The 21,303-nt window shown below is 67.3% G+C and carries 23 protein-coding genes, 1 tRNA gene and 1 pseudogene; 6 read left to right on the top strand and 19 right to left on the bottom strand.

Features of this window, described 5'->3' with window-relative positions:
• The first annotated feature begins 9 nt into the window (after nt 1-9).
• The gene (waaA, locus tag QZM67_RS31740) at nt 10-1,365 is read left to right on the top strand and encodes a lipid IV(A) 3-deoxy-D-manno-octulosonic acid transferase (RefSeq protein WP_301809388.1); all 1,356 of its coding nucleotides are present in this window, start codon (nt 10-12) and stop codon (nt 1,363-1,365) included.
• A 63-nt stretch (nt 1,366-1,428) separates the two neighbouring features.
• On the opposite strand, the gene ureG is transcribed toward waaA, so the two are convergent.
• The 16 genes from ureG to hemN all read right to left on the bottom strand — a co-directional run bounded on the left by ureG (nt 1,429) and on the right by hemN (nt 16,145).
• Nucleotides 1,429-2,076 (bottom strand): urease accessory protein UreG, encoded by a 648-nt coding sequence (ureG, locus tag QZM67_RS31735; RefSeq protein ID WP_072436159.1) that lies wholly within the window; start codon nt 2,074-2,076, stop codon nt 1,429-1,431.
• Nucleotides 2,077-2,093: 17 nt separating this feature from the next.
• Nucleotides 2,094-2,774, bottom strand: coding sequence for an urease accessory protein UreF (locus QZM67_RS31730; protein ID WP_301809381.1), 681 nt, complete (start codon nt 2,772-2,774; stop codon nt 2,094-2,096).
• A complete protein-coding gene (gene ureE / locus QZM67_RS31725; protein ID WP_301809378.1) occupies nt 2,761-3,348 on the bottom strand; it encodes an urease accessory protein UreE in 588 nt (195 codons plus the stop codon). The genes QZM67_RS31730 and ureE overlap by 14 nt, the downstream gene beginning before the upstream one ends.
• 22 nt (nt 3,349-3,370) lie before the next feature.
• The gene (ureC, locus tag QZM67_RS31720; RefSeq protein WP_301809376.1) at nt 3,371-5,077 is read right to left on the bottom strand and encodes an urease subunit alpha; all 1,707 of its coding nucleotides are present in this window, start codon (nt 5,075-5,077) and stop codon (nt 3,371-3,373) included.
• Nucleotides 5,078-5,106: 29 nt separating this feature from the next.
• Nucleotides 5,107-5,412: an urease subunit beta gene (locus QZM67_RS31715; protein WP_043181642.1), complete on the bottom strand. Its 306-nt coding sequence runs from the start codon at nt 5,410-5,412 to the stop codon at nt 5,107-5,109.
• An 8-nt stretch (nt 5,413-5,420) separates the two neighbouring features.
• Nucleotides 5,421-5,723: an urease subunit gamma gene (gene ureA, locus QZM67_RS31710; protein WP_006406310.1), complete on the bottom strand. Its 303-nt coding sequence runs from the start codon at nt 5,721-5,723 to the stop codon at nt 5,421-5,423.
• 236 nt (nt 5,724-5,959) lie between these two features.
• On the bottom strand, nt 5,960-6,835 hold the full coding sequence (locus tag QZM67_RS31705; protein ID WP_301809367.1) for an urease accessory protein UreD: 876 nt from the start codon (nt 6,833-6,835) through the stop codon (nt 5,960-5,962).
• A gap of 208 nt (nt 6,836-7,043) precedes the next feature.
• The gene (gene urtE / locus QZM67_RS31700; RefSeq protein ID WP_175021844.1) at nt 7,044-7,736 is read right to left on the bottom strand and encodes an urea ABC transporter ATP-binding subunit UrtE; all 693 of its coding nucleotides are present in this window, start codon (nt 7,734-7,736) and stop codon (nt 7,044-7,046) included.
• 4 nt (nt 7,737-7,740) lie between these two features.
• Entirely contained in the window at nt 7,741-8,598 is an 858-nt protein-coding gene (gene urtD / locus QZM67_RS31695; protein ID WP_175021845.1) for an urea ABC transporter ATP-binding protein UrtD, read from the bottom strand.
• A complete protein-coding gene (urtC, locus tag QZM67_RS31690) occupies nt 8,595-9,782 on the bottom strand; it encodes an urea ABC transporter permease subunit UrtC (RefSeq protein WP_301809361.1) in 1,188 nt (395 codons plus the stop codon). Before urtC ends, urtD begins: the two co-directional genes overlap by 4 nt.
• A gap of 1 nt (nt 9,783) precedes the next feature.
• Nucleotides 9,784-11,403 carry an urea ABC transporter permease subunit UrtB gene (gene urtB / locus QZM67_RS31685; RefSeq protein WP_301809359.1) on the bottom strand — a complete coding sequence of 540 codons (1,620 nt, stop codon included), beginning with the start codon at nt 11,401-11,403 and terminating at the stop codon, nt 9,784-9,786.
• A 149-nt stretch (nt 11,404-11,552) separates the two neighbouring features.
• Entirely contained in the window at nt 11,553-12,860 is a 1,308-nt protein-coding gene (urtA, locus tag QZM67_RS31680; protein WP_301809356.1) for an urea ABC transporter substrate-binding protein, read from the bottom strand.
• Nucleotides 12,861-13,316: 456 nt separating this feature from the next.
• Entirely contained in the window at nt 13,317-13,640 is a 324-nt protein-coding gene (locus QZM67_RS31675; RefSeq protein ID WP_011351193.1) for a rhodanese-like domain-containing protein, read from the bottom strand.
• A gap of 14 nt (nt 13,641-13,654) precedes the next feature.
• Nucleotides 13,655-14,311 carry a protein-L-isoaspartate O-methyltransferase gene (locus tag QZM67_RS31670; RefSeq protein ID WP_043181658.1) on the bottom strand — a complete coding sequence of 219 codons (657 nt, stop codon included), beginning with the start codon at nt 14,309-14,311 and terminating at the stop codon, nt 13,655-13,657.
• A gap of 104 nt (nt 14,312-14,415) precedes the next feature.
• Complete coding sequence (locus QZM67_RS31665; RefSeq protein ID WP_006488573.1) at nt 14,416-14,673, bottom strand: hypothetical protein; 258 nt, start codon at nt 14,671-14,673, stop codon at nt 14,416-14,418.
• An 80-nt stretch (nt 14,674-14,753) separates the two neighbouring features.
• Complete coding sequence (hemN, locus tag QZM67_RS31660) at nt 14,754-16,145, bottom strand: oxygen-independent coproporphyrinogen III oxidase (RefSeq protein WP_301809351.1); 1,392 nt, start codon at nt 16,143-16,145, stop codon at nt 14,754-14,756.
• Between the two features lie 173 nt (nt 16,146-16,318).
• Between hemN and QZM67_RS31655 the strand changes: the two genes are divergently transcribed.
• The 3 genes from QZM67_RS31655 to QZM67_RS31645 all read left to right on the top strand — a co-directional run bounded on the left by QZM67_RS31655 (nt 16,319) and on the right by QZM67_RS31645 (nt 18,123).
• Entirely contained in the window at nt 16,319-16,633 is a 315-nt protein-coding gene (locus tag QZM67_RS31655) for a YkgJ family cysteine cluster protein (RefSeq protein ID WP_089450665.1), read from the top strand.
• Complete coding sequence (locus QZM67_RS31650; RefSeq protein ID WP_175021849.1) at nt 16,630-17,211, top strand: DUF1439 domain-containing protein; 582 nt, start codon at nt 16,630-16,632, stop codon at nt 17,209-17,211. The genes QZM67_RS31655 and QZM67_RS31650 overlap by 4 nt, the downstream gene beginning before the upstream one ends.
• 81 nt (nt 17,212-17,292) lie before the next feature.
• Nucleotides 17,293-18,123 carry an undecaprenyl-diphosphate phosphatase gene (locus QZM67_RS31645; protein WP_301809348.1) on the top strand — a complete coding sequence of 277 codons (831 nt, stop codon included), beginning with the start codon at nt 17,293-17,295 and terminating at the stop codon, nt 18,121-18,123.
• Nucleotides 18,124-18,234: 111 nt separating this feature from the next.
• Here QZM67_RS31645 and trmB read toward each other — a convergent pair whose 3' ends face one another.
• Together trmB and QZM67_RS31635 are read right to left on the bottom strand one after the other, a co-directional pair.
• Nucleotides 18,235-19,002, bottom strand: coding sequence for a tRNA (guanosine(46)-N7)-methyltransferase TrmB (gene trmB, locus QZM67_RS31640; RefSeq protein ID WP_175021851.1), 768 nt, complete (start codon nt 19,000-19,002; stop codon nt 18,235-18,237).
• A 373-nt stretch (nt 19,003-19,375) separates the two neighbouring features.
• A pseudogene (locus tag QZM67_RS31635) lies at nt 19,376-19,693 on the bottom strand (2-oxo-4-hydroxy-4-carboxy-5-ureidoimidazoline decarboxylase); the annotation flags it as partial.
• Between the two features lie 200 nt (nt 19,694-19,893).
• On the opposite strand from QZM67_RS31635, the gene QZM67_RS31630 reads away from it, so the two are divergent.
• A complete protein-coding gene (locus tag QZM67_RS31630; RefSeq protein ID WP_301809343.1) occupies nt 19,894-20,226 on the top strand; it encodes a hypothetical protein in 333 nt (110 codons plus the stop codon).
• Between the two features lie 238 nt (nt 20,227-20,464).
• On the opposite strand, the gene QZM67_RS31625 is transcribed toward QZM67_RS31630, so the two are convergent.
• A tRNA-Gly gene (locus tag QZM67_RS31625) sits at nt 20,465-20,539 on the bottom strand.
• Nucleotides 20,540-20,889: 350 nt separating this feature from the next.
• On the opposite strand from QZM67_RS31625, the gene QZM67_RS31620 reads away from it, so the two are divergent.
• Nucleotides 20,890-21,195: a hypothetical protein gene (locus QZM67_RS31620; RefSeq protein WP_301809341.1), complete on the top strand. Its 306-nt coding sequence runs from the start codon at nt 20,890-20,892 to the stop codon at nt 21,193-21,195.
• The last annotated feature ends 108 nt before the right edge of the window (nt 21,196-21,303 follow it).

Below are 21,303 nucleotides of genomic sequence, written 5' to 3'. Positions count from 1 at the left end.
GGACGCGGCATGCTGAGGGTGATCTATCGCGCGCTGTGGTGGCTCGTCGCACCGATCGCCGTCATCCGGCTTGTCGTGCGCTCGCGCAAGGAGCGCGGCTATCGCGAGCATATCGGCGAACGCTTCGGCCACGGGGCGGGCCGCTCGCGTGACGACCGTGCGCCGCTGATCTGGGTGCATGCGGTATCGGTCGGCGAGACGCGCGCGGCGCAGCCGCTGATCGACGCGCTGATGCATGCGCGCCCCGATGCACGCATCCTGCTCACGCACATGACGCCGAGCGGCCGTGCGACCGGCGAACAGATCTTCGGCGATCGCGTGCTGCGCTGCTACCTGCCGTACGACATGCCCGGCGCGGTGCGGCGCTTCCTGCGCGCGTGGCGGCCGACGCTCGGCCTCGTGATGGAAACCGAGGTGTGGCCCACGCTGATCGACGAGTGCCGCCGTGCGGACGTGCCGCTGGTGCTGACCAATGCGCGCATGTCCGCGCGTTCTTTCCGGCGTGCCTCGAAGTTCGGCGCGGCGACGCACGACGTGTTCGGCGGCTTCTCGCGCGTGCTCGCGCAGAGCCCGGCCGACGCGGAGCGGCTGACGTCGCTCGGCGCGCGCAACGTGACCGTACTCGGCAACCTGAAGTTCGACATGACGACGCCGCCGGAACTCGCGGCGCGCGGCCATGCGTGGCGCGACACGATCGGCGCGCGGCCCGTGTGGGTGGCCGCGAGCACGCGCGAGAACGAAGAGGCGCTGGTGTTGCAGGCATTCGCGTCGATGCGCACGCCCGGCGCGCTGCTGGTGCTCGTGCCGCGTCATCCGCAGCGTTTCGCCGAGGTCGAGGCGCTCGTCGAGCGCAGCGGGCTCAAGTGCGTGCGACGCTCGGTATGGGCGGCCGATAAGGCCGCGCTCGCGGCCGGCCGGCCGGCTGCCGAGCCACTGCCGGACGACGTGTCGGTGCTGCTTGGCGATTCGATGGGCGAGCTCGGCGCGTATTACGCGGCGGCCGACGTAGCGTTCATCGGCGGCAGCCTGTTGCCGCTCGGCGGCCAGAACCTGATCGAAGCGTGCGCGGTCGGCGTGCCGGTGCTGATCGGGAAGCACGTATTCAACTTCACGCAGGCGACCGCCGACGCGGTCGCGGCCGGCGCGGCGCTGCAGGTCGAGGATCCGCTCGATCTCGCGCACGTGCTCGACGCGCTGTTCGCCGACAAGGCGCGGCGTATCGCGATGGGTTCGGCCGGTGCCGCATTCGCGTCGCGTCACCGCGGCGCGACCGCGCGCACGGTCGACGTGCTCGCGGCACTGCTGCCGCCCGCCGAACGCGGCGGGCGCGCGCTGCAGGACGCGCAGGATAATTCCGACGACTAGACGAAGGCGGCGCAATGCCGCCGGGAGCATGCGTGGCGGCACCGTATGGCGCCGCCGCGCCGCTCAGACCGTCAGCAAACCCTTCTTCTCGATGAACGCGATCACGTCCGCGACGCCGTCGAGCGCCTTCAGGTTCGTCATCACGTAAGGCCGCTCGCCGCGCATCTTCTTCGTGTCGGACGCCATCACGTCGAGGTTCGCACCGACCAGCGGCGCGAGATCCGTCTTGTTGATCACGAGCAGGTCGGACTTCGTGATGCCGGGGCCGCCCTTGCGCGGAATCTTCTCGCCGCCCGCGACGTCGATCACGTAGATCGTCAGGTCCGACAGCTCGGGGCTGAAGGTCGCTGCGAGATTGTCGCCGCCCGATTCGATGAACACGATGTCGGCATCGGGAAAGCGCGACAGCATCCGGTCGACCGCCTCGAGGTTGATCGACGCATCCTCGCGGATCGCCGTGTGCGGGCAGCCGCCCGTCTCGACGCCCATGATGCGCTCCTCGGGCAGCGCGCCCGCGACCGTCAGCAGCCGCTGATCTTCCTTCGTATAGATGTCGTTGGTGATCGCGACGAGGTCGTACTTGTCGCGCATCGCCTTGCACAGCATTTCAAGCAGGGTGGTCTTGCCGGAGCCGACGGGGCCGCCGATGCCGACGCGCAGCGGCGGCAGTTTCTTCGTGCGGCGGGCGGAGGAAGGGGCAGGTGCGTTCATGGCGGATAGTGTCGGATTCAGGAGCGGAACAACCGCGAATACTGGGTTTCGTGCCGCGCGGACAGGATGCCGAGCTGCGGCGCGAACGTGTTGACGGCGTCGGGCGGCGTCGCGAGCGCGCGGCGCACGGCCGCGTCGATCGCGCCGCGCAGCGCGACGATGATGCGTTGCCCGGCGAGCTGGCCGAGCGGTACCGCCTTCAGCGCGGCGGACGTCTGGTTCTCGACCCAGCCGAATGCATACGCGGCGAGCACGGCGTCGGCGCTCGCGTCGTGCGCGGCGGCGGCATAGGCGAATGCGGTGGGCAGCGCGATCGGCGAAATCGACGCGAGCGTCGCGCGGCGCGCGGCGTCGCCCCATTCGAGCGATGCGCACAGCTGCGCAAGCGACCAGCCCATCTGTTCGGTCTCGCGGCGCAGTTCCGCCGATTCGCGGCTCGCGATGAACCACGCGTTTTCGGTAGCGAGTGCCGATGCGTCGTGCGCGTGCCAGCGTGCGAGCTGGTGCGCGAGGAACGGCAGCTCGCCGTGCGCGAGCACGTCGGTCAGGCCGCTCGCGATCCAGTCGCGCGCGGTGTCGGCGTCGCGGATCAGGTTCGCGTCGAGCGCCGCTTCGAGACCCTGCGAATAGCTGAACGCGCCGATCGGCAGTGCCGGTGACGCGAGATGCAGCAGCGCGACGAGTTCAGTGGTGGTCATGACCGTGGCCGTGAGAACAACCCGGACCATGCTGGTGATCGTGATCGTGCGAGTGGCCGTGATGCTCGCCGAACACTTGCTGCGCGAGCGCGTAGTCCTCGGCGAACGTCGCGTCGTGCCCGTGCTTGTGGCCGCCGCCGTATGCACCGGCTTCCGGCTGGAACGGCGCGCTCGCTTCCTCGACCTGCGTGCCGAGCCGGCGCAGCATGTCCGCGAGCACCGGGTCGGCTTCGAGCTTCAGGTAGCCGTCGCCGATCTCGACCGGCGTGTGGCGGTTGCCGAGGTGGTATGCGGCGCGCATCAGCGTGAGCGGATCGGCGGCGCGCACGAGCAGCACGGTTTCGGGCGCGGCGGCAATGCGCACGAGTGCACCGTCGTCGGCAACCAGCACGTCGCCGTCGCGCAGGATCGTGCCGCGCGGCAGCAGGACCGCGACGTCCTCGCCGGTGTCGAGCGTCGCCGCGAGGCGGCTCTTGCAGCGGGCGTCGTAGGCGAGCGTGAGCGTCGGCGCGCGCGCGACGAGCGACGCGGCGAGTTTCACGTTCGGGGCAATGCGTTTGTCGAGGGTGCGCATGAATCGAAAACCGGCAATCAGGTCAGAACAGGAAATAACGCTGCGCCATTGGCAGCACCGTGGCCGGCTCGCAGGTGAGCAACTGGCCGTCGGCGATCACGTCGTAGGTTTCGGGGTCGACGCTGATCGACGGGCGCCACGCGTTGTGGATCATGTCGGCCTTCGTCACGTTGCGGCAGTTGCGCACGGGCACGATCCGCTTCGCGAGGCCGTAGCGTTCCGCGATGCCCGCATCGGCCGCCATCTGCGACACGAAGGTCAGCGACGTGCGCGCGAGTGCGCCGCCGCGGGTGGCAAACATCTCGCGATAGTGGACCGGCTGCGGCGTCGGGATCGACGCGTTCGGGTCGCCCATCTGCGCCATCGCGATCATCCCGCCCTTCAGGATCATGGCCGGCTTGATCCCGAAGAACGCCGGTTCCCACAGCACGAGGTCGGCCCACTTGCCGGGCTCGATCGAGCCGACTTCGTGCGCGATCCCGTGCGTGAGCGCCGGGTTGATCGTGTACTTCGCGACGTAGCGCTTCGCGCGGAAGTTGTCGTTGCGCGCACCGTCCTCGGGCAGCGCGCCGCGCTGCACCTTCATCTTGTGCGCGGTCTGCCACGTGCGGATGATCACTTCGCCGACGCGGCCCATTGCCTGCGAATCGGACGACAGCATCGACAGCGCGCCGAGATCGTGCAGGATGTCCTCGGCCGCGATCGTCTCGCGGCGGATCCGCGATTCGGCGAACGCGAGATCCTCGGCGATCGACGGATCGAGGTGATGGCACACCATCAGCATGTCGAGATGCTCGTCGAGCGTGTTGATCGTGTACGGGCGCGTCGGGTTGGTCGACGACGGCAGCACGTTCGACTCGCCGCACACCTTCAGGATGTCGGGCGCATGGCCGCCGCCGGCGCCTTCGGTGTGGTAGGTGTGGATCGTGCGGCCCTTGAACGCGGCGACCGTCGATTCGACGAAGCCGCCTTCGTTCAGCGTGTCGGTGTGGATCGCGACCTGCGTGTCGGTGTCGTCGGCGACCGACAGGCAGTTGTCGATCGCGGCGGGCGTCGTGCCCCAGTCTTCATGCAGCTTCAGCCCGATCGCGCCGGCCGCGATCTGCTCGACGAGCGGCTGCGGCAGGCTCGCATTGCCCTTGCCGAGGAAGCCGAGGTTGATCGGCCAGCCGTCGGCGGCCTGCAGCATCCGCTCCATGTGCCACGGGCCCGGCGTGCAGGTCGTTGCGTTGGTGCCGGTGGCCGGCCCCGTGCCGCCGCCGAGCATCGTTGTGACGCCCGATGCGAGCGCCTCGTCGATCTGCTGCGGGCTGATGAAGTGGATGTGCGTGTCGATGCCGCCCGCCGTCACGATCAGCCCTTCGCCGGCGATCACTTCGGTCGCCGCGCCGATCGGAATCGTCACGCCCGGCTGGATGTCGGGGTTGCCGGCCTTGCCGATCGCGGCGATGCGGCCGTGCTTGATCGCGATGTCGGCCTTCACGATGCCCCAGTGATCGAGGATCACCGCGTTCGTGATGATCGTGTCGGGCACCTCGGCTGCGACGCGCTGCGACTGGCCCATCCCGTCGCGGATCACTTTCCCGCCGCCGAATTTCACTTCCTCGCCGTAGGTCGTGAAGTCGCGTTCGATCTCGATCAGCAGTTCGGTATCGGCGAGCCGGACGCGGTCGCCCGTCGTCGGCCCGAACATTTCCGCGTACGCGCGGCGGCTCAAGCGTAGTGTCATGTTGCTGTTCCTGAAGAGCGGGGCGCGGCTTACAGCGGCCCCATCACCTTGCCCTGAAAACCGTAGACGGCGCGCTCGCCCGCGAGTGCGACGAGTTCGACGGTGCGCGTCTGGCCCGGCTCGAAGCGCACGGCGGTGCCGGCCGCGATGTTCAGGCGAAAGCCGCGCGCGGCCGCGCGATCGAACGACAGTGCGTCGTTGACTTCGAAGAAGTGGTAGTGCGAGCCGACCTGCACCGGGCGGTCGCCGGTGTTCGCGACGACGAGCGTCAGCGTGGCGCGGCCTGCATTCAGTTCGTGTTCGCCGTCGTCGGTGAGGATTTCGCCGGGGATCATGCGGGACCTCACGGAATCGGGTGATGGACGGTCACGAGCTTCGTGCCGTCGGGGAAGGTCGCCTCGACCTGGATGTCGGGAATCATCTCCGGCACGCCGTCCATCACGTCGTCGCGCGTGAGCAGCGTCGTGCCGTAATGCATGACCTCGGCGACCGTCTTGCCGTCGCGCGCGGCTTCCATCAGCGCGGCGGTGATGAAGGCGACCGCCTCCGGATAGTTGAGCTTCAGGCCGCGTGCGCGACGGCGCTCGGCCAGCAGCGCCGCCGTGAAGATCAGCAGCTTGTCTTTCTCTCGGGGAGTCAGTTTCATGAAGGCAAACGTTCAGGAAAACGTAATTTTTATCGGTGCGTGCGCAACGGGGCGAACGCGCGGGTCATCGTAGCACCGCGCTGTTTTGCGTGCGTCGCGTATCGGTTATGTAAGGAGCAAGGCGTGTGCCATGTGCGTTGTACGCAGCGCGATGCGCGCTCGTGGTGCGCGATGCATGCGCAACGTGCAGCGCCGCTCGCGACGCTGCGCCGAAACGGTGCGTGGTGCGATCGCGCTCAGGTCTGCCAGAGGCGCAGCGGCCGTGCGTCGACGCCGTGCACGATCGGCCGCAGATGCAGCCAGCAGTCGGTGAAGTGGCGTTGCAGCGCTTCCATCGACGTCGACAGCGCGCGGACCAGCACGACGCCCGGTGTCACGCAGGTCGCGCCCGCGCGCAGCGTGGCATCGAACGGCATCCGCGCGGCGAGCGATTCGGCGAGCGCGGCGTCGCACGCGGCGCTGGCCGCCCACAGCGTGCCGTACGCGGGAAAGCCGGCGAGACCCTGCAAAGCACCGCGCAGCGGGTCGTGCGCATCGAGCAGCGCGCGTTCGGTCCATCGTGGCCGGCCGTCGGCATCGACGAGCGCCGACGTCGACGCGATGCGGCCCGCCGACCAGGTTTCGCCGGCCGCTTGTCGGCCGAGCTGCGACGCGTCCCAGCCGATTGCACTGGCGCCCGCGCCGAGCTTGACCGTGAAATCGAGCGACGCGTGCGCCGCGTCGAAGAACAGGTTGTTCTGCGGCAGCCAGTCGAGTTTCGCGTGCTCGCCGACCGCGATGCCGATGCGCTGCGTCGCGTCCAGCCCGTTCGACTTGTACCACTTGGTCGCGCCGGGTGTCGTCAGCACCGCATGCGTGCCGTTGCCGAGCGCGATGTCGATGTCGAGCCGGTCGCCGCCCGCGACGCCGCCGGGCGGGTGGACGATCACCGCGTGGCAGATCGCGTCGCCTTCCGGGTACAGCGGCCGCTGCACGCGCAGCGGGCCGTCGTGCAGCCGGTGCGCGAGCGTCGTGCGCGCGCCGTGCCGTTCGAAGCCGAGTTCGAGGCGGCCGTGCCACGACTTGGCGACGGCGGGGCGGGACAGCGGGGCATGGGAGTCGGGGGCGGACATCGGCGGGAAGCAGGGGGGCGGGCGCGGTGAACGAGGATGCTACCGCAACAATATACGCCGAGGTGCCCGCGTTGCGGGGCGTGGCAACGCCGTTCCCGGGCCGTGCTGCTTCGCCGGCGCGTGCCCGACAGGCGCCGTTCGGCGAGGCACCGGATCGGTGTTGCGGGCCGATCGTCGGACGCAACGCCGCCCCGGGTCGCCTTTCCCGCTATACCGCGATCAGTTCCCGCACGCCGTTCGTCTCCATGTCGCGCGCGTCGCCGCCCGCGACGATCTCGCCACGGCTCATGACCCAGTAGCGGTCGGCGATCGACTGGGCGAAGTCGTAGTATTGCTCGACGAGCAGCACGGTCATCTTCGATTCGTCGACCAATTGGCGCAGCGTGCGGCCGATGTCCTGGATGATCGACGGCTGGATGCCTTCGGTCGGCTCGTCGAGGATCAGCAACTGCGGCTCGCTCATCAGCGCGCGGCCGATCGCGAGTTGCTGCTGCTGGCCACCCGACAGGTCGCCGCCGCGTCGCGCGCGCATGTCCTTCAGCACCGGGAACAGGTCGTAGATGCGGTCGGGCACTTTCGACGGCGTCTTGCGGCTCGCCGCGCCGACGAGCAGGTTTTCCTCGACGGTCAGCCGCGGAAAAATGTCGCGTCCCTGCGGCACGTACGCGAGCCCGGCCGCGACGCGCGCGTACGGCGGCATCGCGCCGAGCGCCGTGCCGCGCCACGATACGCTGCCGCTCTTCGCGGCGACGACGCCCATCAGGCAGCGCAGCAGCGTGCTCTTGCCGACGCCGTTGCGGCCGAGCAGCACGGTGAGCTTGCCGTCGTCGGCGGCGAGGCTCACGTTGCGCAGGATGTGGCTGCCGCCGTAGTACTGGTTCAGTGCATCGATCTTCAGCATCGCATCATCGTCCAAGGTAAGACTCGATCACCGCGTCGTCGCGCTTGACCTGGTCGAGCGTGCCCTGCGCGAGCACGGCGCCTTCGGCCATCACCGTCACGCGGCCCGTGTCGCCCGCGAGTGCTGCGACGAATTCCATGTCGTGCTCGACGACCATCATCGAGCAGGTGCCGCGCAGCGTGTTCAGCAGCTCGGCGAGTTCCATCGTCTCGTGATCGGTCATCCCGGCCGCCGGCTCGTCGAGCAGCAACAGGGCGGGGCGCTGCATCAGCAGCATGCCGATCTCGAGCCGCTGCTTCTGCCCGTGCGACAGCTCGCCGGCCGCGCGGAATGCGTGGCTTTCGAGGCCGATCAGCGCGAGCGTCTCCTCGATCTTCGCCTGCGCGGCACGGTCGAGCCGGGCACGTAGCGACGCGAGCCAGCCCTTGTCGGTCTGCATCGCGAGCTCGAGGTTCTCCCACACCGGGTGCTGTTCGAACACGGTTGGCTTCTGGAACTTGCGGCCGATGCCCGCGCGTGCGATCTCGGGCTCGTTCATCCGCGCGAGATCGAGCGTCTGGCCGAGAAACACCTTGCCTGCGTCAGGGCGCGTCTTGCCGGTGATCACGTCCATCATCGTCGTCTTGCCGGCGCCGTTCGGGCCGATCACGCAGCGCAGCTCGCCCGCGTCGATCGCGAGCGACAGCTTCTTGAGCGCGCGGAAGCCGTCGAAGCTCACCTCGATATCCTCGAGGTAGAGGATCGTGCCATGCGACGTATCGATGCCGGGCTGCACCACGCGCCCCATCGATGCGGTGCCGCTGACGGCCAGCAGTTCGTCCTCGGGCGGCGGCGTGAATTGGTAGAGGGCCGTTCCGTTCATGCGCGTTTCCCCTTCGCGAGCACGGTTTCGACGAGGCCCATGATCCCGCGCGGCAGCAGCAGCGGCACGAGCACGAAGATCAGGCCGAGGAAGAACAGCCAGTATTCGGCGAAGTACGCGGTAAACAGGCTCTTCGCGCCGTTCACCGCGAACGCGCCGACGATCGGCCCGATCAGCGTGCCGCGCCCGCCCACCGCGACCCAGATCGCCATCTCGATCGAGTTGCCGGGCGACATCTCGCCGGGGTTGATGATGCCGACCTGCGGCACGTACAGCGCGCCTGCGATGCCGCACAGCACGGCCGACACGGTCCACACGAACAGCTTGTACGCGAGCGGGCTGTAGCCGAGGAACATCAGCCGCGTCTCGCCGTCGCGCACCGCGGTGACGACGCGCCCGAGCTTGCTCGTGACGATCGCGCGCGCCGCGATGAACGCGAGCACCAGCGTCGCGAACGTCAGCAGCAACAGCACCGTGCGCATGCCGGGCGACGTGATCGCGAAGCCCGCGATGCGCTTGAAGTCGGTGAAGCCGTTGTTGCCGCCGAAGCCGGTCTCGTTGCGATAGAACAGCAGCATCGCGGCGAACGTCATGGCCTGCGTGATGATCGACAGGTACACGCCCTTCACCCGCGAGCGGAACGTGAAGAAGCCGAACACCCACGCGAGCACGGCCGGCACGAGCACGACGAGCGTGAGCGCCCATGCGAGATGCTGCGTGCCGCTCCAGTACCACGGCAGCTGGTGCCAGTCGAGGAACACCATGAAGTCGGGCAGGTCGCTGCCGTACTTGCCGTCGCGGCCGATCTCGCGCATCAGATACATGCCGATCGCATAGCCGCCGAGCGCGAAGAACAGCCCGTGGCCGAGGCTCAGGATCCCGCAGTAGCCCCACACGAGATCGAGTGCGAGCGCGGCGATCGCGTAGCACATCAGCTTGCCGGTGAGCGTCATCGCGTACGCGGACAGATGGAACACGCTCGACTCGGGCGCGACGAGCGCGGCGAGCGGCACGCCGATGCCGATCGCGATGCACAGCGCGATCAGCGCGAGCCACGCGCGCCGCGACAGCAGCGCGGGGCGGGGCGGCAGGCCGAGTGCGAAGCGTTCTTCCGCGCGGGCGGCGGCAGTCGGCTTCGGCGAATCGGCGGCCGGATTGGACAACGAGTGGGTGAATGAAGTCACGTCAAGCCTCCGCACTGCGGCCCTTCGGGGCAAACATGCCCTGCGGACGTTTCTGGATGAACAGCACGATCATCACGAGCACCGCGATCTTCGCGAGCACGGCGCCCCAGAACGGCTCGATCGCCTTGCTCGCGAGGCCGAGCCCGAAGCCGCCGAGCACGGTGCCGGCGATCTGCCCGACCCCGCCGAGCACGACGGCCATGAATGAATCGATGATGTAGTTCTGGCCGAGGTCGGGCCCCACGTTGCCGATCTGCGACAGCGCGCAGCCGCCGAGGCCCGCGATGCCCGCTCCGAACGCGAACGCATACGCGTCGACGCGCGCGGTCTTCACGCCGACGCACGCGGCCATCCGGCGGTTCTGCGTGACGGCGCGCACGAACAGGCCGAGCCGCGTCTTCGTCAGCACGGCCCACGCGACGAACACCACCGCCAGCGCGAATGCGAGGATCGCGAGCCGGTTGTACGGCAGGATCAGGTTCTGCATCACGGTCACGCCGCCGCTCATCCACGACGGATTCACGACCTGCACGTTCTGCGCGCCGAACAGCATCCGCGTCGCCTGGATCAGGATCAGGCTCACGCCGAACGTCGCCAGCAGCGTCTCGAGCGGGCGGCCGTACAGGTGCCGCAGCACGAGCCGTTCGAGCACGATGCCGACGAGCGCGGCCGTCACGAACGACACCGGCACTGCGACGAGCGGATACCAGTCGAACGCGCCGGGCGCGTAGCGCTGGATCAGCGTCTGCACCACATAGGTTGCGTACGCACCGATCATCAGGAATTCGCCGTGCGCCATGTTGATCACGCCGATCAGCCCGTACGTGATCGCGAGGCCGAGCGCGGCGAGCAGCAGCACGCTGCCGAGCGACAGGCCCGCGAACAGCGTGCCGACGATCTCGCCGCGGCGCTGCAACGCGTGCAGCGCTTCGAGCCCCTGCTGCGCGGCGTCGCGCACGCGCGCGTCCGGCTCCGCGTAGCTGCCGTCGGCGTTCTTCGCGACGAGCGGGCGCAACTGCTCGATCATGTCGAGATCGCGGCGCGCGGCCACCACCTGCACGGCTTCGAGGCGCTTTGCCGGATCGGCGTCGTGCAGCGCGGCGATCGCCCACAACGCGTCGAGGCGGCGCTTCAATGCGGGATCGGTTTCCTTCGCACGCGCGCGGTCGATCATCGGCTTGAGTGCCGGGTCGGGCGCTTTCAGCAACGCATCGATCGCGTCGCGGCGCGCGGCGACGTCGGGCGATGCGAGCGCGAGCCCCGACAGCGCGCCCGCGATCTTCGTGCGCAGCAGGTTGTTCAGCATCACGGGCTGCGCGTCGCCGGCCGGCGTCGCGGCCTGCGTGAGCGCGTCGTGCGCGGTGTCGCCGGTCTGGACCAGCAGGCGGCCGTCACCGGTCGCGAGCGCGTCGCCGGTCGACAGCGCGTTGAGCAGCGCGACGGCGCGCGGATCGGGATCGGCGGCGAGCCGTTCGATCGCGGCCGTCTTCGCGTCGAAGTCGTCGCCGGCGAGCGCGGCGGTATCGGTAGCCGTCAGCGCGAACGCGGCGCGCGGCAGCCCGCCCGCGAGGGCGGCGCACGCGACGATCGCGACGGCGGCTCGGCGAAAGCGTGTAGGCATCGGGAAATCCTGTCGGGCGTGGGGAAGCGAATGCGGGCGGCGACGCGCGGTCGCTTGCTGTTCATGAAGGCAAGCGTGGCCGGCGCATCGATATCGGCGCCGGTGTGCGAGCGGCACGTCGCGCATGAAGCGCGACGTGCCACCCTGCATCAGGCGAGCGCCGCGCGCTGCCGGCGCAGAAAGACCGGGATCGACGTGACGATGTCCGGCTTGCCCTGGTTGCCCGCGATGAACGGGCTCCACGGTTGCGCGCGCACCGCGGTCTTGGTCTTCCACACGACGTTGAACTGCCCGTCGCCACGGATCTCGCCGATCATCACCGGCTTGTGCAGGTGATGATTGCCGTCCATCGCGAGCGTGAAGCCCGACGGCGCGGCGACGGTCTGGCCGATCATCGCGACGCGCACCTTGTCGACGTCGGTGCTCTTCGCCTTCTCGACAGCCTGCTTCCACATGTGGATGCCGACGTAGGTCGCTTCCATCGGATCGTTGGTCACGCGCTTCGCGCCGCCCGGCAGGTTGTTCGCCTTCACCCACGCGGCGAACTGGTCCTTGAACTTCGTGTTGGTCGGGTTCTTCACCGACATGAAGTAATTCCACGCGGCGAGGTGGCCGACGAGCGGCTTCGTGTCGATCCCGCGCAGCTCTTCCTCGCCGACCGAGAACGCGACGACCGGCACGTCGGTCGCCTTGATCCCCTGGTTGCCGAGCTCCTTGTAGAACGGCACGTTCGAGTCGCCGTTGATCGTCGAGATCACGGTCGTCTTGCCGCCTTGCGAGAAGTTCTTGATGTTCGCGACGATGGTCTGGTAGTCGCTATGGCCGAACGGCGTGTAGACCTCCTGAATGTCGGCGTCCTTCACGCCCTTCGATTTCAGGAACGCGCGCAGGATCTTGTTGGTCGTGCGCGGATACACGTAGTCGGTGCCGAGCAGGAAGAAGCGCTTCGCGCCGCCGCCTTCCGCGCTCATCAGGTACTCGACGGCCGGGATCGCCTGCTGGTTGGGCGCCGCACCCGTATAGAACACGTTGCGCGACATTTCCTCGCCTTCGTACTGCACCGGGTAGTAGAGCAGGCCGTTCAGCTCCTCGAATACCGGCAGCACGGACTTGCGCGACACCGACGTCCAGCAACCGAACACGCACGCGACCTTGTCCTGCGTGAGCAGCTGGCGCGCCTTCTCCGCGAACAGCGGCCAGTTCGATGCGGGATCGACCACCACGGGCTCGAGCTTGCGGCCCATCACGCCGCCGCTCTTGTTGATGTCGGCGATCGTCATCAACGCCGTGTCCTTCAGCGACGTCTCCGAGATCGCCATCGTGCCCGACAGCGAGTGCAGGATGCCGACCTTGATCGGGCCGGTGCCCGCATCGGCCGCGTGCGCGAACGGGCTCTTGCCCGCGAGCGCGAGTGCGCCGGCCATCGAACCGAACTTCAACAGACTGCGACGTTTCATCGGGTTCCCCTTGACGTGTTGGATATGCGTGCGCCGTGTAGGCGTCGGCCAAGGGGGTAACGCAAGGCATGTGCCAGTCGTGCGGATGCACGTCCGGCGTGCCTGAGCGGGGCGGTGCGTGGCGTCGGGACGGTGCGCATGACGCGTCGTGCAGCATGGGCGGTCCGTCGCGGTGCAGGTTCACGGGCGCAAATGGTGCACGGTCGGGGTTCCCCGTTCCGGTGCCGGCACCGGAACGCGGTGCGGGACTGCCGTGCACCGTGACTTCGCGCCACGCGGGCAGGGCAGGGCTCGGACACAGCGCAGTGCCGCTGCCGGTCATCGAGACGACGCTGAAGTGATTAACCGGAGCGGAAAAGAGAAACGGGCACGCGATGCGTGCCCGTTCGGGGGATCAGTGCGGCCGGCGGCAGTGTGCCGATCGGCGAGGCGGCGCGCGATGCGCCGCCGGCAGTATCAGTAACGCGGCACGGACGGATCGACGTCGCGCGACCACGCGTCGATCCCGCCTTGCAGGTTGTACAGCTTCGTGAAGCCGCGCGATTCGAGGAACATCGCGACCTGCGCGCTGCGCATCCCGTGATGGCACACGCAGACGATTTCCGCTTCGTCGTCGAGCTCTTCGCTGCGCGCGGGAATCTGCTGCATCGGGATCGACACGCTGCCGGCGATATGCGCGGTCGCGATTTCCCACGGTTCGCGCACGTCGAGCACGACCGGCGCGGGACGCGCCTTGTCGCCGAGCCATTCCGCGAGCATCGCGGCCGTCAGGATCTGCATGGTGGCTCCGCCGCTCAGAACTTGAAGCGCGACGGCTCGATCGCGTTGACGAGGTGGTCGATGTACGTTTCGAACACGTCGGCGACGCGGTACTGCTTGTCGTCGATGCGCGTGATGATCTGCGCCTTCATCACCGGACGGCCGCCGACGAATGCCGCGAGGCGGCCGCCGACCTTCAGCTGTTCGAGCATTTCCTGCGGCACGACGGGCAGGCCGCCCGCGACGCAGATCACGTCATACGGCGCCTTGCCGGCCCAGCCGCGCGAACCGTCGCCGAGCACGACTTCCGCGTTGGTCACGCCGTCGTTGCGCAGGTTGTCTTCCGCGAACTTCGCGTTGGTCGGATCGATCTCGACGGCCGTCACGTGCTGCGCACGGTGCGCGAATAGCGCAGCCAAGTAGCCCGAGCCGGCGCCGATGATGAGCACGTTCTCGTGCTTCTTGACCGTCAGCTCCTGCAGCACGCGCGCTTCGACGCGCGGGAACAGCATCTTGCTGTTGCCGTTGGGCAGCGGGAGTTCGAGGTCGGCGAACGCGAGATCGCGGTATTCGGCCGGAACGTAGTTTTCACGCTTGACGATCGACAGCAGGCCCAGGACGTCGAGATCCAGCACGTCCCACGGCCGGATCTGTTGTTCGATCATGTTGAAACGCGCGTTTTCGATATTCATGGTGTGGTCACGCAGCCTGGTCGGCCATCAGCGGGGATAGAGAAACTTCGTGATTGTACCAAACGGGGCGGCCGCGAAGCCTTCAGGCGGCCTGCAACAGACCTTTACCCCTTGCTCTTCTTGATCTGCGCCTCGAACGCGAGGTCGAGCTTGCTCGCCTTGCGCGGTTTTTTGGGGCCGAATTCGTCGACGAACTTGACGAACTCGTCGAGCGGCAGCGGCTCGCAGCGCTTCTCGGCCGTGCCGCCGGAGCGGTCGACGAGATAGAACAGGCCGCCCGCCATCGCGACGGCCGCGAATTGCGGGTTGCCGGAGCGGGTCTTCAGGCGTTCGACCGCGTGGGTCGCTTTGGTGGTGCGCATCGTGCGGATTCTGGCGGGGCGTAAGCCCCACACTGTATCAAACCGGCCGCCCGCGTGCGGCCGGCCGGGGCCCGCCGGGTTCAGACCGTGCGCGAGTAGCGCTGCTGCTGCGTCTGGCCGAGATACGCGTCGAATGCCATCGCGATGTTGCGCACGACCATCCGGCCGGCCGGATGGATCGTCAGGCGGTCGGCCGCGATCGTCACCAGCCCGTCGCGCTCGAACGGGCGCAGGGCGTCGAGTTCGCGCGCGAAATGATCGGCGAAGCGGATGCCGTGCGCGGCCTCGACGTGCGAGAACGGCAGGTCGAGGTTGCACATCAGTTGCGTGATCACGTCGCGGCGCAGCCGGTCGTCGGGCGTGAGCCGCACGCCGCGCGCGATCGGCAGCCGGCCCGCGTCGAGCGCGGCGCCGTAGGCGGGCAGGTCCTTCGCGTTCTGCGCGTAGACGTCGCCGACCTTGCCGATCGACGACACGCCGAAACCGACGAGATCGGTATCCGCGCGCGTGCTGTAGCCCTGGAAGTTGCGCTGCAGCGTGCCGTTGCGCTGCGCGTGCACGAGTTCGTCGGACGGCCGCGCGAAGTGGTCCATCCCGATGTACGCGTAGCCGGCCGACGTCAGCATGTCGATCGCGAGGCCGAGCAGCGCGATGCGCGTTTCCGGCGGCGGCAGCGTCGCATCGTCGATCTGCCGCTGCATCTTGAACAGGTGCGGCATGTGCGCGTAGCCGAACACCGACAGCCGGTCGGGCGCGAGTTCGATGATCGTTTCCAGCGTGCGCGCGAAGACGGCGACGGTCTGGTGTGGCAGCCCGTAGATCAGGTCGACGCTCACCGAATGAAAGCCCGTCGTGCGCGCGGCCGAGAGCAGGTCGGCCGTCATCGCAAGTGGCTGGATGCGGTTGATCGCCTGCTGCACGACCGGATCGAAATCCTGCACGCCGAGGCTCAACCGGTTGAAGCCGATGTTGCGCAGGTGCACGAGCGTCGCGGGCGTGACCGTGCGCGGGTCGATCTCGATCGAGAATTCGGCGTCGGCATCCGGCGCGAGCGCGAAGTGCTCGCGGGTGGCCGCCATCAGCTCGGCCGTTTCGTCGTCGGACAGGAAGGTGGGCGTGCCGCCGCCCCAGTGCAACTGGGTAACCGGGCGTGATGGATCGAACAACGCGGCCTGCAGCGCCATCTCGCGCTTGAGCTGGTCGAGATACGGGCGCGCGCGGCGGTGGTTGTTGGTCGCGATCTTGTTGCAGCCGCAGTAGAAGCACGCGGTGTTGCAGAACGGGATGTGGAAGTACAGCGACAGCTCACTCGACGACGCGCCGGGGTCGCTTGCCGCGCGCACGTAGTCGGCCGGGTCGAAATCGTCGCGGAACTGCAGCGCGGTGGGGTACGACGTATAGCGCGGCCCGTTCGCGCCGTACTTCGCGAGCAAATCGGGACGGAACATTGTGTCGGCAGAACCAGAACGCATGATGGTCTCGCGCTTTTTAGATGCTTTCGAGTATATAAACGCGCGATTGGGCTGCATTGTGTAATAACGTCGCAGCCGGCGATGGCACAATGCGGGGTGGGGCTGCCGGCACCGCGTCCGGTTGCCGCACCGTTTTTTTGTTGTTCGTTCGAGAGAGCCGAGTGTCCGTCGAATTGCCTGTCCGCCCGGCGTCAGCCGTCCCGCCGCCGCATGCGTGCCGCGAGGGCTGCGGCGCGTGCTGCATCGCGCCGTCGATTTCCAGCCCGATTCCCGGCATGCCCGACGGCAAGCCGGCCGGCGTGCGCTGCGTGCAGCTCGGCGACGACCTGCGCTGCCGGATCTTCGGCCGCCCCGAGCGGCCCGCGTGCTGTTCCGGGTTGCAGCCGGCGGCGGACATGTGCGGCGCATCGCGCGACGACGCGCTCGCGTGGCTCACGCGTCTCGAGGCCGCGACGCGACCGTCGTCACCAGGAGAGTGTTCAGCATGACCGCACCTTGCGCGCCCGGCCGGCGCCGTTTTCTTGCCGCAACCGTCGGCGCCATCGGCGTGACGCTCTCGCTCGCCGCGTGCGCGTCGACGTTCCCGTTCATCCCCGATCACTACACGTTCTCGCGCGGTGACGTGCAGAAAGCCGTCGCGCGCAAGTTCCCGTACCAGAAGACGGTCGCGCAGGTCGTCGACGTATCGCTCGCGAACCCGGCCGTCAGCCTGCTGCCCGACCAGAACCGCGTCGCCGTGCAGCTCGACGCGCATTTCGTGAGCCCGTTCCTGCGCGCGCCTGTCAACGGCAAGTTCACCGTGTCGGGCCAGCTTGCTTACGACGCGCCGAGCCGCTCGGTCGTGCTGAAGTCGCCGGCCGTCGACAGCCTCGCGCTCGACGGCGACGCGCAGATGTACGCGCAACAGGTCGGCGCGGCCGCCGGCCTGCTCGCGACGCAGTTGCTGACCAACTATCCGATCTACACGTTCAAGCCCGAACAACTGCAATTTGCCGGGGTGAACTACGAACCCGGTACAATTACGATTCTTACAAACGGCATACGCGTGGCGATCGTCGAAAAATGACGACGACCCGCGCTCGGCCGGAGGGGGGCCGCGCGTGGAAGAGTGGCCCATTCATTCGACCATTTCGGAGTTGGGCCACGGATGGACTGGATCCTGATCTGCAAGGCTTTGATCCTCGGCGTCGTCGAGGGGCTGACCGAGTTCCTGCCGGTGTCGAGTACCGGTCACCTGATCGTCGCGGGCAGCTTCCTGAATTTCAACGATTCGCACGCGAAGACATTCGACGTCGTGATCCAGTTCGGCGCGATCCTCGCGGTCTGCTGGGAATACCGGCAACGGATCGCGTCCATCGTGTCAGGGCTGCCGAGCCGGCCCGACGCGCGGCGCTTCACGCTGAACGTCGTGATCGCGACGATTCCCGCGATCGCACTCGGCCTGCTGTTCGAGAAGAAGATCAAGGCCGTGCTGTTCTCGCCGGTTCCCGTCGCGTTCGCGCTCGTCGTGGGCGGCGCGATCATCCTGTGGGCCGAGGCGCGGCAGCGCGAGCGTCGCGAACCGCCGCGCGTGGTGTCGGTCGATGCGCTGACGCCGCTCGATGCGCTCAAGGTCGGCATCGCACAGTGTTTCGCGCTGATTCCCGGCATGTCGCGCTCGGGCTCGACGATCATCGGCGGGATGCTGTTCGGCCTCGACCGGCGCGTCGCCACCGAATTCTCGTTCTTCCTCGCGATCCCGATCATCTTCGGCGCGACGCTCTACGAAACCGTCAAGGACTGGCAGGCGTTCACCGTCGATTCGCTCGGCCTGTTCGCGCTCGGGCTCGTCGCGGCGTTCGTCAGCGCGTTCGTGTGCGTGCGCTGGCTGCTGCGCTACGTCGCGACGCACGATTTCACGGTGTTCGCGTGGTACCGGATTGCGTTCGGGCTGTTCGTGCTGCTGGTCGGGTACAGCGGCTGGCTCAACTGGGCGTGACGCGAATACGGAGGCGGGCGCGTCTCCCATGAAAAAAGCCCGATCGGCGGATGCCGGTCGGGCTTTTTCTTGTCCGGAGCAGGGCGGCATGCGCCGCCGCGGCGGGAGGGCTCAGCTTGCGCGCTTGCGGAACACCAGGTCCCACACGCCGTGGCCGAGCCGCAGCCCGCGCCGTTCGAACTTCGTCACTGGGCGGTAGTCGGGGCGCGGTGCGTAGTCGGCGGCCGTGTTTTCGAGCGTCGGCTCCGCGCCGAGCACTTCGAGCATCTGTTCCGCGTAGTTCTGCCAGTCGGTCGCGCAGTGAATGTACGCGCCGGGCTTCAGGCGCGACGCGAGATGCGCGACGAGCGGCGGCTGGATCAGCCGCCGCTTGTGGTGGCGCGCCTTGTGCCACGGGTCGGGGAAGAAGATGTGCACGCCGTCGAGGCTTTCCGGCGCGATCATGTGCTCGAGCACCTCGACCGCGTCGTGCTGGATGATGCGGATGTTCGGCAGATCCTGCTCGCCAATCAGTTTCAGCAGCGCGCCAACACCCGGCTCGTGCACCTCGACGCCGAGGAAGTCGTCGCCGGGGCGGTTCGCAGCGATTTCCGCGGTCGATGCGCCCATGCCGAAGCCGATTTCGAGGATGCGCGGCGCGTTGCGGCCGAACACCGCGTTCCAGTCGGGCAGTTCCGGCGTGTACGGCACCACGAAGCGCGGGCCGAGTTCGTCCATCGCGCGGCGCTGGCCGGTCGATACGCGGCCGGCGCGCGTCACGAAGCTGCGGATGCGGCGGTGGTGCAGCGGATTGACTGCGTCGGCGCCTTCGGCGGCTTCGTCGGGAATGGCGTCGTCGTGCGGCGGCAGGCCGGTTTCGTTCGGGTCGTCGTGCATCATCGGTGACAGAGAAAGGCTCGGTTGCGGGCGAGGGCATCGGGCGCGCGGGACGCGCCAGCGCGGTATAAAAAAGCCGCCTTCGACGAGGCGGCTGGGCGCGCGGTTGCGGAACGTGGCGACGGGAGCGGCGATACGCCGTCAAGCCGTTGATCCTTAAGGATTTCCCGTTCAGCCAACCGGAAAGAGCCGGATTATGGACTGGTTTGATCCGACTGGCAAGGTTGCGGGGGCTGCGGCGGTGCTGCCGTCGGCCCGGCGTCGACGTGCTCGGGGGCGGGGGCATATGGGGACGGGGCCGAAGCGTATGCCACATCGGCCCTCGTTTCAGCGAACGGATGCGTGGCGCGTCACCCGACGCGCTGGTCGAGCCGGTGATCTGATTCAGCGCGTAGTCGCGTTCGAATGCGGTCTCGCGCGACACGCGGCTCTCGAGTTCGAAGAAGATGCCGGCCCTCGTGTAGTGGTGCACGCAGATGATGAACGGGAAGCCATGCTGCTCGCGATACGCGCGATTCATCCGTTGCAGGCGGATTTCCTCGTCGTCGGTCAGTGCGTCGAGGCCGGCGCTCGTCTGTTCGATGACCGATTTTCCTGATGAGGGAGCGCGTGTCTTTTTTCTTGGGGGGGCGGGATGGTTCGGACGATGTGCTGTCGCCGGGCGATTGAGTAGAATCGCGTACGCAACCGGCATGACCGGATGCGTGAGACGCGTGCGCAACGTGATGAAAATGAACAGTGCGCGTTTCGTTTCGACGGCCTGCGGCCAGAACGACAAGAAGCGATGACGGCTGCCGCGACGATTCATGCTTCGCCGGTGGTTGCGCTTGCAACAACCGTGCGAGAGGGTGCGTCGGCATGATCCGCCATCACTGGCCTTTGGGGAGAAAAGCCATGAGTGAAACAACTTCCGTGCGTCGCAAGATCGGTAGCAGCCCTGCCATCCTTGCACTCGCCGAGTGTGCGATTGCCGGCATCGTCGGTATATCGATCCTGAATGATCCGGGGGCCTTCGCAGGGGTGTCGGGATTTGGTGCGATCGGTACGGCGCTGGTTGTCGTGGTTCTGTGCGGGATCGTTTCGCTGGGCGGTCTCGTCTGGGCGATCGGTGCGTTGCTGCATGCGAAAGATGATGCCGGAGTGGACTTGGTGCCGGCCTATTGCGCGATCGTGCTTCATGGCCTGCTGTGCTTGCCCATCCTCATCGTGATGTTGCGGGCGGCATGAGGTAGGCGCCGCGTGCGTCGACCGGTCTTCGCCTGTCGTTGGGCGAGGGCGGCTGGAGGTATGTGGCGGATGGGGCAGACGCCGGACGCTACGTCACGGGTGAGCTATCGGTCGATCCTGGCGCAGACGCGCGACGGAAATGCACCGTGGCACACATTCGAGACGGATATCGCGGGAAGAGGGGCAGTGACTGCCGGAGAACCCTGCAAGCCTTGCGCGGCAGGGGTTTGAGATGTACTGGAGCGGGCGATGGGAATCGAACCCACGTCATCAGCTTGGGAAGCTGAGGTAATGGCCATTATACGACGCCCGCAGAACGCGCAATTCTACAGGGGTTTCGGTGGGGATGGCAAGCGGGGCGTTTTGGCCGGTGGCAGCGAAACTGGCATGGCTTGATGATCGAGCGGTGGCATCGCTGCGGATGCCGTTGCGTCGGCGCCGGACGGATAGCGAACGCGGTACCCTTTACGGGACTCTCGACATATCCTCAAAAAAGTGCACGGCTGGTACAACGCAAGCGGTCGACGTCGAACCTACAATTGGTTGCTCTATGGTTGCCTCGTCGGATACCCGGTGCGACGCCTCAGGACTTCAAGCGATAAGAGCTCCACCACGTAGAGTGCGTGGCACAATGAGCACAAACAATTTGGTCCCCACTATTACATGACAACCAAAACTAGTTCGGTAGCTGAGGCTCTTGCTGACTTCTTCAAAAATTCCGACTTTCCAATTCTTTTCGCCGGCGCAGGAGTGTCGATGTTGGCGGGTTTGCCGGACTGGAAAGGATTGCTGAACCAGTTGGCGGAGGCAATTCGTCCGAACGATCCAATGACTGCAACGCAGATAACACATTACGTTGCCAAAGGAAGCCTGACGAAGGCGGCCGACTTTTTCTGGGTCACCGATGAAACCCTTGAGAGCGACAAACATTCAGCGTTGAAGGCGATACTTCGGCGCGAGTCAAGCTAGTTGTCGTCTCGGTCATGCTGCCAATGGCTCTATATCGGTCGAGCGCGTATACGTTTTGACGATGCAGTCGCGCTCGGGGTTCAGTGTTACCGCGCCGATAGGCGTCCA

This window comes from Burkholderia sp. AU45251, from assembly GCF_030482905.1.
In the GTDB taxonomy this organism is placed as follows: Bacteria; Pseudomonadota; Gammaproteobacteria; order Burkholderiales; family Burkholderiaceae; genus Burkholderia; species Burkholderia aenigmatica.
The sequence above is the reverse complement of the archived record's forward strand: the minus strand, read 5'-3'. Positions and strand labels throughout refer to the sequence as shown.

Coding starts and splice junctions, on each gene's coding strand:
- QZM67_RS31670 (WP_043181658.1), bottom strand. CDS start 14,311: ATGAATATCGAAAACGCGCGTTTCAACATGATCGAACAACAGATCCGG.
- ureC (WP_301809376.1), bottom strand. CDS start 5,077: ATGACACTACGCTTGAGCCGCCGCGCGTACGCGGAAATGTTCGGGCCG.
- QZM67_RS31645 (WP_301809348.1), top strand. CDS start 17,293: ATGGACTGGATCCTGATCTGCAAGGCTTTGATCCTCGGCGTCGTCGAG.
- QZM67_RS31630 (WP_301809343.1), top strand. CDS start 19,894: ATGAGTGAAACAACTTCCGTGCGTCGCAAGATCGGTAGCAGCCCTGCC.
- trmB (WP_175021851.1), bottom strand. CDS start 19,002: ATGATGCACGACGACCCGAACGAAACCGGCCTGCCGCCGCACGACGAC.
- QZM67_RS31650 (WP_175021849.1), top strand. CDS start 16,630: ATGACCGCACCTTGCGCGCCCGGCCGGCGCCGTTTTCTTGCCGCAACC.
- QZM67_RS31730 (WP_301809381.1), bottom strand. CDS start 2,774: ATGACCACCACTGAACTCGTCGCGCTGCTGCATCTCGCGTCACCGGCA.
- QZM67_RS31705 (WP_301809367.1), bottom strand. CDS start 6,835: ATGTCCGCCCCCGACTCCCATGCCCCGCTGTCCCGCCCCGCCGTCGCC.
- urtB (WP_301809359.1), bottom strand. CDS start 11,403: ATGCCTACACGCTTTCGCCGAGCCGCCGTCGCGATCGTCGCGTGCGCC.
- ureE (WP_301809378.1), bottom strand. CDS start 3,348: ATGCGCACCCTCGACAAACGCATTGCCCCGAACGTGAAACTCGCCGCG.
- urtD (WP_175021845.1), bottom strand. CDS start 8,598: ATGAACGGAACGGCCCTCTACCAATTCACGCCGCCGCCCGAGGACGAA.
- urtE (WP_175021844.1), bottom strand. CDS start 7,736: ATGCTGAAGATCGATGCACTGAACCAGTACTACGGCGGCAGCCACATC.
- QZM67_RS31715 (WP_043181642.1), bottom strand. CDS start 5,412: ATGATCCCCGGCGAAATCCTCACCGACGACGGCGAACACGAACTGAAT.
- urtA (WP_301809356.1), bottom strand. CDS start 12,860: ATGAAACGTCGCAGTCTGTTGAAGTTCGGTTCGATGGCCGGCGCACTC.
- waaA (WP_301809388.1), top strand. CDS start 10: ATGCTGAGGGTGATCTATCGCGCGCTGTGGTGGCTCGTCGCACCGATC.
- QZM67_RS31675 (WP_011351193.1), bottom strand. CDS start 13,640: ATGCAGATCCTGACGGCCGCGATGCTCGCGGAATGGCTCGGCGACAAG.
- QZM67_RS31620 (WP_301809341.1), top strand. CDS start 20,890: ATGACAACCAAAACTAGTTCGGTAGCTGAGGCTCTTGCTGACTTCTTC.
- ureG (WP_072436159.1), bottom strand. CDS start 2,076: ATGAACGCACCTGCCCCTTCCTCCGCCCGCCGCACGAAGAAACTGCCG.
- QZM67_RS31665 (WP_006488573.1), bottom strand. CDS start 14,673: ATGCGCACCACCAAAGCGACCCACGCGGTCGAACGCCTGAAGACCCGC.
- ureA (WP_006406310.1), bottom strand. CDS start 5,723: ATGAAACTGACTCCCCGAGAGAAAGACAAGCTGCTGATCTTCACGGCG.
- hemN (WP_301809351.1), bottom strand. CDS start 16,145: ATGCGTTCTGGTTCTGCCGACACAATGTTCCGTCCCGATTTGCTCGCG.